This window comes from Synechocystis sp. LKSZ1 (assembly GCF_040436315.1).
Taxonomy (GTDB): Bacteria; Cyanobacteriota; Cyanobacteriia; order Cyanobacteriales; family Microcystaceae; genus Synechocystis.
Genome location: NZ_AP031572.1, coordinates 1,367,870 through 1,380,550 on the forward strand (window position 1 = coordinate 1,367,870; position 12,681 = coordinate 1,380,550).

A 12,681-nucleotide genomic window follows, 5' to 3' on the forward strand; every position below is an offset into this window, starting at 1 on the left:
TTACTACGGAAAGGTTAAAGGGTATTGGCCGAGCGGGCGAGGGCCTGGCGGAGATCACCTTGGCATTGGTCTAGTAGTAGTTGGCTGGCGTTGCTATCAAGGCCGGCCCAATGCATCAATAGGGCTAGTTTAACGCGATGTTTCCCCTTTGCTAGTAGGCTCTGGGCCTGCTCCCGACTGACCTGGGCCAGATCGACGATCATGCGTAGGGCTCGGTCTTCTAGCTTACGATTGGTCACGGCCACATCCACCATGCGATTACCGTAAACTTTGCCTAATTGCACCATGACGCCGGTGGAGAGAATATTAAGGGCCATTTTGGTGGCGGTTCCGGCCTTGAGACGGGTGGAACCAGCAAGGATTTCGGGCCCCGTTAACAGACGAATATTGACATCCGCCGTGAAGGGAACCTGACTTTCTGGAACACAGGCCATGAAGATAGTTTTGGCCCCTTGGGTCTGGGCCGCTTGTAGGGCCCCTTGGACGTAGGGCGTCGTTCCTCCCGCGGTAATGCCCACCACCACATCCTGGGCTGTAATGCCTCGTTCGACGATGGCCAGGGCCCCATCCTCGGCTAAATCCTCCAGGCCCTCTGAGCTTTTGACCAGGGCCCCAGCTCCACCCGCAATAATAGCTTGTACTAATTCCGGTGGCGTACAAAAGGTGGGGGGACATTCCGCCGCATCTAGAACCCCCAAACGGCCACTCGTTCCAGCCCCAATGTAGAAGAGACGTCCTCCCTGCTTTAGGGCCTCAGCCGCGATCGTAATCGCCTGGGCCAGACTTTGCCTGGCTCCCGCGATAGCGGCCAAGGTCTGGGCATCTTCTTGGTTGAATAAATCCACCAGGGCCAGGGGGGACAATTGATCAAGATTTTGACTCTGGGGATTAATTTGCTCCGTCAGGAGATGGCCGCGTTCTTCTAGCATGATGATTGTGAAAAAGAAAATTTAAGCGGAAAGGGGGCCGGCTAACCCCCCAACGGGAAAAAGTATAGATCCTAGACGCCAGTCGAAAAACTAGAGCAGGCCCTCTAGACGACGACGAATGCGCTCTAACTCATCCGCCGAAAGCTCATCCTGGTCGGCTGGTGTATCGCTGGGTTCCGGTGCGGCCTGGAGTACGCCGTCCGGGTCCCAATCTGTCCCCGCCAAGTTTTTTTCGGGGGGAATGGCCAGCATCCCTTCTGTTACAACCTCAAAGTCATAACCCGCCTCTTCGCAAAAGGCCTCAATATCCTCCGAGTCCATTGCCTCCACCGTCGGGGCCGGGAAATCTTGGGCCTCTAGCAACAGGGCAAAACGAGTAGCATCGTCCTCCGACTCAAACATGAGAATTTTATTCCGTCCCCCCATTTGAATCGTATGAATTCCTTCATTATCAGTGCGGGCGTTAAAGAGCAGGACATAAACACGCATAGGTCAAATGACGACGGAAAACGCTAAAGCTTGAATGATTCAACGAGGGCCGAGCCAATCTTCAGTTACGATACAGCCATTTCTGTCCGTTAAGACGCTGGAGAGTGTAAAGCACCATCAGATCGAGGGTCACTTTTCGTTCGTCAATCATAAAGGATTCTAGGGTACTGGGACGGCTCCCACTAGTGGCACAGGAAAAAGCTTTGGGGCCAGTAATATTGGCCGCTAGAAAATAGAGGTTAAATTGTCGTTGGCCCGTGAACCAAGTGCCAATGACCTGCCAATATTTTTGCTGGGGGTCTGCACCGGTGAGGGGCAGGGTCTGCTCCACAAACTGGAGGGCAACGTCGTCCAAACCAGCCTTTTTCAAGGCCTGGTCGAGACTCGGAAGGAAATGCTCCTGCACGAATTCAGCAAAAGGTTTGTCCTCGAGGGCTGGCTCCTTGGGCTTCTTGGCAGCAGGGGGCTTGGCTGGAGTCGGGTTGGGCGTTGCGTTTGTTTCTACCATCGGTTTTTAGGGGCGAGTAGGGAAGGAATGGGCAAGGGACATCTCAATCATATCGGTGACAGACTCCCGACGCTGATGCTATCGCATAGCGGGTGGGCTTCTCAAGACCAGTCAGAATTCGTGCTGGGCGTTGTCTCCTTTCCCTAAAATACCGTTACGGTCTGTTTTACGATTGACCCAAGGCGCCCCAAAAAGCAAGCCTTTTATCAATGATAAAAACTTTTAATATCGAAATCAGCAAATGCTATTTACATCCAGATTAGCTTTGCTCTATGGTTAGTCTCAAAGAATACACTTGGGTCTATGGTAATGAAGCCCCGCCATCGTCCCAGGTCTCCATTTTCCATCGTCATCCATACCACTTGCTCACTGAGGGAGAGTTTATATGTTGGAGAGCCTCAGGCAATTCGCCTGGTTGATTCCTTGCTATGCATTACTCGGCGCTGTTCTGGCCCTTCCCTGGTCACCAGGAATTATCCGCCAAACCGGTCCCCGACCGGCTGGATATATCAGTATTCTTATGACTGTGGTGGCTTTTTTCCATAGCTTGTTTGTGCTCAAGGCTAGCTGGGGTCAATTTCCCCTAACGCTCTCTTACCCTTGGTTAAGGGCCGCTGATCTCGCCATCAATTTTGATGTAGAGGTCTCGGCAGTCAATGCAGGGGCCTTGGTGATCATCACCGGCTTAAATCTCGTAGCCCAGGTATATGCTGTAGGTTATTTGGAACAGGATTGGGGATGGGCCCGCTTCTTTTCTCTCATGGCCTTGTTTGAAGCGGGATTATGTACCCTCGTGCTATGTAACTCTCTCTTTTTCAGCTACGTTGTCTTGGAAATCCTGACCCTAGGAACCTATCTCCTCATCGGTTTTTGGTTCAACCAATCCTTAGTGGTCACCGGTGCCCGGGACGCCTTTTTGACAAAACGGGTCGGGGATTTAATTCTCCTGATGGGAGTCGTAGCCCTTCTCCCCTTGGCCGGCACTTGGAACTACGAAGGCTTAGCCCGATGGGCCCAAACCACAACCCTCAATCCAACCTTGGTCAATTTACTTTGCTTGGCCCTGATTGCTGGCCCCTTGGGGAAATGCGCCCAGTTTCCTTTGCACCTATGGCTGGATGAAGCAATGGAAGGCCCCATGCCAGCAACGATTCTCCGCAATACCCTCGTCGTTAGTACGGGAGCTTGGCTATTGGTTAAGCTTCAGCCAGTGTTGGCCCTGTCTGGCCTTGCCCAGGGGGTGATGATGGCCGTCGGCGCGACCACGGCCATTGGGGCCTCTCTCATTGCCATTGCTCAAATTGATATCAAGCGTTCCCTTTCCTACACCGTCAGTGCCTACATGGGTCTGGTGTTTATCGCGGTGGCTACAGGCCAAGGGGAAACGGCCCTGCAACTGATCCTGACCTATACCTTGGCCATGGCCATTTTAGTGATGTGCGTCGGGGGGATTATTTGGAACAATGTCAGCCAAGACTTGACCCAGTACGGTGGCCTGTGGGCCCGTCGTCCCGTTTCCGGCTTAAGCTACTTGGTGGGGCTGGTGTCCCTCATTGCCCTGCCTCCCTTTGGTAGCTTTTGGGCCTGGTTAAAACTCACCGAAAGCCTCTCTGCTCAATACCCTCTCCTGGTAGGTGTTTTAGTCATCGTCAACACCCTAACCGCCTTCAGTGCCACCCGGGAATTCTGCCTCATTTTTGGCGGTGCCCCCAAGCCTATGACGGTGCGTTCCCCGGAGGTACTTTGGCTAATGGTACTTCCCATGGTGATCACCGTCGGTTTTGCTCTCCATGCGCCCCTGATCTTGCAACAGTGGGGCCTGTTACCAGCTTGGGCGGAGATTAACCTTACCTGGGCAGGGATTTTAGTCGCATCTAGTGTCCTTGGCGTAGCCAGTTCTGCCTTTATCTATCTTAATTCAGCGATTCAGAAGCCGATTCAATTGCCCCTGAAGCAAGTTCAGGATTTCTTTGCCTACGACCTCTATACGGCCCAACTCTATCGCGTCACTATTGTGGCGGTGATTGGCGCGGTTTCTCAACTGATCAATTGGTTCGACAAAATTGTGGTGGATGGTCTCGTTAATTTGGTTGGCCTAGCAACGGTTTTTGGCGGCCAAACGTTGAAATACAACGTTTCAGGTCAAACACAATTTTACGTGCTTTCTATCATTCTGGGCATCACCTTAATCGGTGTTTTGATTAGCTACCAATTTCTCCAGCCCTTTTTCTAACCGATCAACGCTGTTCTACTTTCCCTCTCTCAAACTGTTTTTGTATCACTCTATCCTAAACCGCTATGCTCAGTGCTCTCCTGATTTTGCCGACCTGTGGGGCCCTGCTCCTCAGCTTCTGGCCTGGTACCCTCGAGCCGAAACGACTCCGCCAGATCACAGAAATTGTCGCTGTGGCAACCCTCGCTTGGTCTTTATGGCTGTTGTTTAATTTCGATCTGAGTAATCCCCAATTTCAATTTGAGGAATATTTACCCTGGTTACCACCCCTGGGTCTAAGCTATAGTCTGGGTCTAGATGGCCTATCCTTACCCCTAGTCATCCTCAATGGCCTCCTCACCGGCATTGCCATTTATAGTATTGGTTTTGATTTAGACCGTCCACGACTTTACTACGCCCTAATTTTGCTTATTAATGCGGGAATTTCAGGGGCCTTGATGGCGGAAAATCTTTTGCTTTTTATTATTTTTTACGAATTAGAACTGATTCCCTTCTATTTAATGATTGCCATTTGGGGCGGAGAAAAACGGGGCTATGCATCCATTAAATTCCTGCTCTATACAGCCATCTCGGGTCTCTTAGTTTTAATTGCCTTTTTGGGCATTGGTTTTCTCGGTAATCAAGGCACCTTTGATTACAGTCAACTTTCAACAGAAAACTTTAGTGACAGCGCTAAACTGATTCTCCTGACCTTAGTTTTGGTTGGTTTTGGTATCAAGATTCCTCTAGTTCCCCTCCATACTTGGTTACCTGATGCCTACACTGAAGCCTCTCCGGCAACGGCCATTCTGCTGGGGGGAATTTTAGCCAAGTTGGGAACCTATGGCCTGATTCGTTTTGGACTGCAACTCTTTCCCCAGACCTGGGTCCAACTTGCCCCCATTCTAGCCATTGTCGGGACGATCACCGTTCTCTACGGGGCCTTGGCGGCCATTGCCCAAAAAGACATTAAGCGGATGGTGGCCTATAGTTCCATTGGGCACATGGGCTACATCCTCGTGGCGGCGGCGGCGGGAACTGAGCTCAGCGTCCTGGGGGCCGTAGCCCAGATGATTAGCCATGGTCTGATCTTGGCCCTGTTGTTCCACCTAGTCGGGATTGTAGAGCGCAAAGTGGGTACTCGTGACCTAGATACCCTAAACGGTCTAATGAATCCCATCCGGGGCCTGCCCCTCACCAGTGCCCTATTGATTACGGCGGGCATGGCCAGTGCCGGAATTCCTGGACTGGTGGGCTTTGCGGCAGAATTTATCGTCTTTCAAGGGAGTTTTGCCACCTTTCCCATTCCCACCCTCCTGTGCATTATTGCCTCGGGTTTGACCGCTGTATATTTCGTGATTTTGCTTAATCGCACCTGCTTCGGCCGCTTAGATAATCAGCGGGCCTACTATCCCAAGGTATTGACCTCGGAAATGGTACCGGCCCTGGTGCTGACCGCGATTATCTTCTTCCTCGGTATCCAGCCTAATTTCCTGGTGAAATGGATTGAACCGACCACTGATTCTTTTATTGCCCAGTTTCCTAGCAGTCCAACGCTAGCCCAACAAGAGGCCCCAAAAATCGGCTCCCAGGCCAGCTAAACCCTCTGTCTAATTCCATCCTTTCCCCTGTATTGTTCTTCCACTGCCATGACCACTACCCTTGCGCCGACGCCCCTTGCTCCCTCTACCCATAAGTACGCCGATGTGATTCACCGCCTTGAATCCGGTGGCTCCATGCTTCCCGATACGCCGGAAAATTTGATGCAGATCATTGGCATCTACAAGGCCTACGCCGTGCCCATGGACTTCTACTGGCGGGATTTACTCTACATTGCCGAACAGGTTTTTCTAGAACCCCTACCCTTTTTTAAGTACTTTCTTCCCCAGGAATACCTAGACCTGCCCAACCACTACGCTGGTGATACGGCAGATCTACGGATTTGGCGTGGCCCGGCCACAGCCCATCCGGAACTGCTAGAGTTTATGGAAAAGGGTAAAACCCGCAAGATGTCCAAACTCTTCCATCACCTCTGGCACGACCGTATTAATATGGAATTTGCCGAGGCCTGTATGCAGGCGATGCTCTGGCACGGCCGTGATATGGGTTGGGGCCTGTTTGATGCCTACCTCGACAGTGAAGAATACAAAGCGAATGCCGACCGAGCGATCAAGGCCTACTTCAAAAATAACCCCGCCATGCTGGCTCTCTATAAACTCTTTCCTGAGATGTTTTTAGAACAGGTTCGGCAACTGTCCTACTATTCCAATCTGGGCCTGTTCTGGGAAGTGATGGCCCCGGTCTTTTTTGAAATGTCGGATATCTATGATGAAGGCGGTTTTAAGGGCGTTCCCGATGCCATGAATTTCCTGGTGAACGGTATTTTTGCCATCGCCGGTCGCCCCATTTACCATCGGGTCAACATCCGGGGGGAATGGTTTGAGATTATTCCCAAATCTAAGGGGTTTACCTGGCTCTACGAGGCGGCCCTGCCCTACGTGGAAGCCGTATTTTATCGCACATCTCCCTTTCGGGGGACAAAATCCTACAATGCCCAAGCCAAACAGGTTCCGGATGAGCAAAAGGATTTCCATTACGGTATTCTCTACGCTGACGTCTTTCCCGTTGGCACGGCCGGTATTCCCCCGACCCTGCTAATGGATGATATGTACCATTTTTTGCCAGATTATCTGATAAAGTACTATCAACAGCATTGCCGTAGTGAAGACGATATGTTGATCCAGTTGGGTATTACCTTCCAGCGCTCCATGTATAATGTCACCTCGGCGGTGATCCAGGCCCTGCGAACCGCATTGTTGTACCCCTTGGATGATCCCAATCCACGCCACCGAGCTAAAAATCGGCAATTCTTTGAGGGCCAGATGGATCGTTTTCTGCGGCCCGAAGCCCGTCTTGGGGACATTCAAAGTCGAGACTATCGATGAAATCAGGATCACTCAATCGAAATCTAGGGCGGCTACAACACCACAGCTCAGACTGCTCAATCCCCCAATCCTGGGGGACTGAGCCATATTTTTAATCCTAGCTATGCCATCTATATCGCATCTCATAAATGGAGAGTTGTTGCAGGCAATGACAAAGACGAATAATTGTTAATGCAATAATTGTCTTTCTGTTGCTGCCTACTATATAATGAGTACGGTCTGGAGCCGACAAAGTTGGCAACAATGGCTATTGTTGGGCAATGATAGGGATTGAGCTGAAGGAGTCATGGGGACTCCAAATCAGCACTTTAAGCTATTCAACTCAAGCGGAGTTCCAGGGCCGCTCGGGCCTGTTCCCGGTCATCGAAGTGGACTTTTTCTGTGCCCAGAATTTGATAATCTTCATGGCCCTTGCCTGCAATTAAAACTCCATCGCCGGGCCGCGCTTCTCGAATGGCCTGGCGAATGGCCGTGGCCCGGTCTGCCAAAACAAGGGGGTTTTTCTCTGGAGCAATACCGGTCAAAATATCGCCCAGAATTTGTTCTGGGTCTTCAGTACGAGGATTGTCGGAAGTCACAACTGCTATGTCGGCTAATTCCGCCGCAATTTGGCCCATTATCGGTCGCTTGGTACGGTCTCGGTCTCCCCCGCAGCCAAAAACACAGATCAACCGGCCCTTAACGAAGGGACGAAAGGCCTTGATAGCATTTTCGAGACTATCGGGGGTATGGGCATAATCCACGATCACACTAATATCCTGATCGGGCTGAATCTGCACCCGTTCCATCCGGCCCGGTACGGCGACAAAGTGGGGCAGGGCCTGGAGCATCGCTTGGGGATCTAGCCCGAGGTGAGTGCCGGCGGCCAGGGCCGCGAGCAGATTGGCCAAATTAAACTGGCCCACTAGGGGAGAAATGAAAGGAAAGGCCCCCTGGGGAGTGACGAGGGTACCTTGAACCCCGTTCGGGCCGTAGGTTAGGTCACGGGTATGGAAGTCGGCCTTGTTATCGTTGACAGCGTAGGTAAAGACTTGGGAGGGAGAAAGGCGCTCAATTAACTTGCGGCCGTAGGGGTCTTCCCGATTAAGAATTGCCCGGCCCTGGAGGTAATGTTCTTCAAACAGCAGGGCCTTAGCCGCGAAATATTCCTCCATGGTTTCGTGGAAGTCGAGGTGGTCTTGGGTCAGATTAGTAAAAACGGCACAGGCAAACTCACAGCCTTTAACCCGGCCTTGGGCCAGGGCATGGGAACTTACTTCCATCACAGCGTATTGATTGCCGGCATCCCGCGCCGCTCCGAGTTGCTGTTGGAGTTCGGGGGCAAAGGGGGTGGTATGGAGGGCCGTTTGTTGAAACCCCGGCCAGCGGGTGTAGAGGGTTCCGAGTAAGGCCGTGGGGCGTTGACTGGCCTGGAGAAAGTATTCGATCAGGTGACTGGTGGTAGTTTTACCGTTGGTGCCCGTCACACCCACCAATTTCAGGGCCTGACTGGGATAACCATAAAACTTGGCCGCAATCTGGGCACAGGCCGTCACCATATCCGTTGCTGTAATCACACAAGCGGTTGCAGGGGCCGGGTACTTGGCCAGGGCCTGGGGCGTTACTAAGGCCGCCATGGCCCCGGCTTCGAGGGCACTGGGCCAAAATTCTCCCCCATCCACCCTCGTACCGGGCATGCCGATGAAGAGAGAACCGGTAGGACAGGCGTGAGAATTCGTACTCAGGGCCGTAATAGATTGGTCTAGGTGGGGGTGGTTACTGGCCTGAACGCCAGGGATGTCTGCTAAGAGATCGCGCAAGGTGGTCATAAAGGTTGCTACCCAATACAGTGCATTTTTGCGGTGTTGAACTGATTTTCTGGGTTTAGGTTCCAGCCGCCCACTGTTTGAGGTAGCTGGCGACGGTATTTTGCAGAAGCATGGCCACGGTCATGGGGCCAATGCCGCCGGGAACGGGGGTAATGTAGCTCGCCAGCGGGGCTACGGTGTCAAAGTCCACATCCCCCACCAATTTGGCCTTGCCGTCGGGGAGACTAATCCGATTAATACCCACATCGATAACGATGGCCCCCGGTTTAACCATATCTGCCGTTACCAATTGCGGTTTGCCAATGGCGGCGACCAGGATATCGGCCTGGCGAGTGAGGTCAGCTAGATTGCGGGTGTGGGAATGGGCGATGGTGACTGTTGCATTTTTTTCGAGCAACATCAGGGCCAGGGGTTTGCCGACTAAAATACTCCGGCCTAGTACCACAGCGGTTTTACCAGCCAGTTCAAGGTTGTATTCCGTCAACAGACGCATCACGCCAGCGGGGGTACAACTGCGGAGGCCGGCTTCGCCCCGCACGAGATGACCGAGGTTAACCGGATGCAGGCCATCGGCATCTTTTTCAGGCGCAATGGTGTGGAGCAGGGCCACGGCATCCAGGTGGGGCGGTAGGGGCAGTTGAACTAGGATGCCATCCACGCGCGGGTCTTGGTTCAGGTCTTGAATCACGGCCTCGAGTTCTTCCTGGGAGGTATGTTCAGGAAAATGACAGCCAAAAGAATTGATACCAATTTTTTCACAGGCCAATTCTTTATTTCGCACATAGACAGCACTGGCGGGGTTTTCCCCTACCATCAATACCGCTAACCCTGGGGCACGACTGACTTGGGGGGCCAGGGTGGCAATTTCCGCCTGGAGTTCTCCTTGCATTTTTTGGGCGAGGGCTTTACCGTCCAGGATTTGGGGAGAGGCCGCTGGGGACATAGAAGGTTTGCTGAAACGTCATCTCCCAGCTTAGAAAACTTTTGACGGATTCCAACAGGCCGACGCAAAATTTCACCTTTGATTTTGGATTAGGGTAAAAGCCCACCAGCTTTCGTTGCGGGCAAGCTTAGAATTGCTCTGTCAAGGATCATCCTGTCTAAGCCTGGCTATGATTGAGGCAACTCCCGCGGAGCGCCGAACCCATGACCGCCGACCTGCTTGCCCAACTCCAGGCGACCTATCCCCAGAAATTTGCCCCAATAGCCCAGATTTTTAGCCGGATTCATCGGGGTGACCATCTTTTCATCAGTACAGCCTGTGGAGAACCCCAATACTTGGTGCAGTCCCTGGTGGATTACGTCCAGGAACATCCCAAGGCCCTGTTTGATACAGAAGTTTTTCAGGTCTGGAGCCTCGGCTTGGCCCCCTACACCGATAGCAAGTTTGAGCGCAATTTTCGCCATAATTCCTTTTTTATTGGCCACCATACCCGTGAGGCGATTAACCAAGGCCTGGCAGACTATACGCCGATTTTTCTCTCCCAAATTCCCCGCCTTTTCCAAGATGGCCTGGTCTGTGTCGATGTGGCCCTGATCCAAACGTCCTATCCTGATGCCCACGGCTACCTCAACCTGGGGGTCAGTGTGGATATTGTCAAAGCCGCCGTCGAGCAAGCTTCTCTGGTGATTGCCCAAATGAATCGCTTTGTGCCCCGCATCCATGGGGATGGGTTTTTACCCATCGAAGCCGTAGATTATCTCCTGCCCTATGATGAACCCCTATTGGAGTATGAAACCGGCACCAATGATCGTTTAGCCCAGAGCATCGGTACCTATGTGGCCAGCCTAATCCGGGATGGTGATACCCTCCAGGTCGGCTACGGTAGTATTCCCAATCAGATTCTGGCCCATCTCGACCACAAAAAACACCTGGGCATCCACACGGAACTCCTCTCTGATGGCATTATGCACCTCCTTCAGCAGGGGGTGATTGATAACAGTCGCAAGACCCAAAATCGTGGCAAGGTGGTGGCGACCTTTGCCATGGGAAACGCCCAGACCTACCAGGCCCTGCACGATAACCCTGCCATTGAATTTAGAACGGTGGACTATACCAACAATCCCCTGGTAATCGCCCAGCATGACAATATGGTGGCCATTAACAGCGCCCTGGCGGTGGATCTGACGGGCCAGGCCTCAGCGGAATCCATAGGCTATCATTTCTATAGTGGCATTGGGGGCCAGGCTGATTTTATGCGGGGAGCCGTGCTGGCCTACCAGGGCCGCAGTATTCTGACCCTAGCCTCAACGGCGGAGAACGAAACCCTTTCCCGGATTGTGCCCTTTCTCCCAGAAGGGGTCGGCATTACCCTCAACCGGGGAGATATCCACTACGTTGTTACCGAGTACGGCATTGCTTACCTGCACGGCAAAAATATCCGGGAACGGGCCATGGAGTTGATTGCCATTGCCCATCCCAAATTTCGTCCTTGGTTAATTGCCGAGGCCAAGAAACACCACCTGATCTACGCCGACCAGGCCTTTATTGTGGGCCAGGCCGGGGAATACCCCCAGGCCTTAGAAACCTATCGAACCACCCGTACTGGCCGTGAACTCTGGCTCCGTCCCGTCAAAATTAGTGATGAATCGCGGCTAAAGGAATTTTTCCATGTCCTTTCCGATGAAACCCTCGTGCGGCGCTTTATGTCCACCCGCACCGATATGCCCCACTGCCGCCTACAGACCTTCGCCGTAATTGACTTTAGTGAGGAATTGGTGTTGTTAGCTATTGATGCCCAGGCTACCCCGGAAACGATCCTGGGGGTGGGCCAGTATAGCCTCAATAGCGACAGCCACACCGCCGAAGTGGCCCTGGTTGTCCGGGATGATGTGCATAATCAGGGTATTGGGCTGGAACTCCTACGTTACTTAACCTTTCTGGCTAAAAAGCAGGGCCTATTGGGCTTTACCGCCGAAGTCATGCTCGATAATCGGGCCATGATCCATCTTTTTGAAAAAATGGGCTTTGAGATCCAGCGCCGCATGAGCGGAGGCGTCTACAGTCTCACCATGGCCTTTCGTCCCACGGCCTAGTGCAGGGGGCCCGACAGGAGGGCCTAGAAGTGCTAAAAATCCCTGGGCATCTTAACTGATCGTTAAGGATTTGCGCTAAACTGATAATCTAGAAATAATTCTTAACTTAGACCCTAATCCTAAATTTTACTCTTTATTATCTTAAATTCTAGGTCTAATTTTCTATGACAAATAGTAATGGGTTTCCTTATCTTAAGGAACGTCTTTCCATTTTTGTTGATGGAAATAATATGTTTTACGCCCAGCAAAAGAATGGCTGGTTTTTCGACCCACGTCGGGTGTTAGAGTACTTCACCAACGATCCGGGCGTGAGCTTAATTAATGCTTTTTGGTACACGGGTCTAAAAGATTCCCAGGATCAACGGGGATTTAGAGATGCTCTCATTAGCTTGGGCTATACGGTAAGAACTAAAATTTTAAAAGAATATTATGATGACAATTCGGGTCGTTACTCCCAAAAGGCGAATTTAGATATTGAAATTGTTGTTGATATGTTTAATACTGTTGATCAGTACGACCGTGTGATTCTTTTCAGCGGAGACGGCGATTTTGAGCGGGCCATTGAACTCCTGCGCTCTAAAAATACGCACATTACTGTGGTTTCAACGGAGGGCATGATTGCTCGAGAACTTCGTAATGCTACCGACCGCTACATTGACCTCAACGATATCCGCAGTTTTATTGAAAAGAACGACTACTGAATTTCCATAAAAATTGGCCACAGGACAGGCCTCTGACCAACTTTTATACGCAC

Annotated in this window: 10 protein-coding genes; 5 read left to right on the forward strand and 5 right to left on the reverse strand. The window is 51.9% G+C overall.

The window, feature by feature from the left end:
• Positions 1–14: 14 nt before the first annotated feature.
• The 3 genes from murQ to ABXS88_RS06545 form a co-directional block, all read right to left on the reverse strand.
• Positions 15–929, reverse strand: a complete 915-nt coding sequence (gene murQ / locus ABXS88_RS06535) for an N-acetylmuramic acid 6-phosphate etherase (RefSeq protein WP_353674376.1) — start codon at positions 927–929, stop codon at positions 15–17.
• Positions 930–1,019: 90 nt separating this feature from the next.
• On the reverse strand, positions 1,020–1,418 hold the full coding sequence (locus tag ABXS88_RS06540) for a DUF3110 domain-containing protein (RefSeq protein ID WP_353674377.1): 399 nt from the start codon (positions 1,416–1,418) through the stop codon (positions 1,020–1,022).
• A 61-nt stretch (positions 1,419–1,479) separates the two neighbouring features.
• Positions 1,480–1,926, reverse strand: coding sequence for a DUF2996 domain-containing protein (locus ABXS88_RS06545; protein ID WP_353674378.1), 447 nt, complete (start codon positions 1,924–1,926; stop codon positions 1,480–1,482).
• 385 nt (positions 1,927–2,311) lie between these two features.
• Here ABXS88_RS06545 and ABXS88_RS06550 point away from each other — a divergent pair, with 385 nt between their 5' ends.
• The 3 genes from ABXS88_RS06550 (at position 2,312) to ABXS88_RS06560 (ending at position 7,083) form a co-directional block, all read left to right on the forward strand.
• Positions 2,312–4,159 (forward strand): NAD(P)H-quinone oxidoreductase subunit F, encoded by a 1,848-nt coding sequence (locus tag ABXS88_RS06550; RefSeq protein ID WP_353674379.1) that lies wholly within the window; start codon positions 2,312–2,314, stop codon positions 4,157–4,159.
• 65 nt (positions 4,160–4,224) lie between these two features.
• On the forward strand, positions 4,225–5,739 hold the full coding sequence (locus tag ABXS88_RS06555) for an NADH-quinone oxidoreductase subunit M (RefSeq protein ID WP_353674380.1): 1,515 nt from the start codon (positions 4,225–4,227) through the stop codon (positions 5,737–5,739).
• Between the two features lie 48 nt (positions 5,740–5,787).
• Entirely contained in the window at positions 5,788–7,083 is a 1,296-nt protein-coding gene (locus ABXS88_RS06560; protein WP_353674381.1) for a CO2 hydration protein, read from the forward strand.
• 317 nt (positions 7,084–7,400) lie between these two features.
• Here the strand turns inward: ABXS88_RS06560 and ABXS88_RS06565 are convergent, their stop codons facing one another.
• Positions 7,401–8,891 (reverse strand): UDP-N-acetylmuramoyl-L-alanyl-D-glutamate--2,6-diaminopimelate ligase, encoded by a 1,491-nt coding sequence (locus ABXS88_RS06565; RefSeq protein WP_353674382.1) that lies wholly within the window; start codon positions 8,889–8,891, stop codon positions 7,401–7,403.
• Between the two features lie 55 nt (positions 8,892–8,946).
• Complete coding sequence (gene folD / locus ABXS88_RS06570) at positions 8,947–9,834, reverse strand: bifunctional methylenetetrahydrofolate dehydrogenase/methenyltetrahydrofolate cyclohydrolase FolD (protein WP_353674383.1); 888 nt, start codon at positions 9,832–9,834, stop codon at positions 8,947–8,949.
• Between the two features lie 203 nt (positions 9,835–10,037).
• Between folD and ABXS88_RS06575 the strand changes: the two genes are divergently transcribed.
• Both ABXS88_RS06575 and ABXS88_RS06580 read left to right on the forward strand, forming a co-directional pair.
• The gene (locus ABXS88_RS06575) at positions 10,038–11,927 is read left to right on the forward strand and encodes a GNAT family N-acetyltransferase (RefSeq protein ID WP_353674384.1); all 1,890 of its coding nucleotides are present in this window, start codon (positions 10,038–10,040) and stop codon (positions 11,925–11,927) included.
• Between the two features lie 164 nt (positions 11,928–12,091).
• Complete coding sequence (locus ABXS88_RS06580) at positions 12,092–12,628, forward strand: NYN domain-containing protein (protein ID WP_353674385.1); 537 nt, start codon at positions 12,092–12,094, stop codon at positions 12,626–12,628.
• Positions 12,629–12,681: the final 53 nt, after the last annotated feature.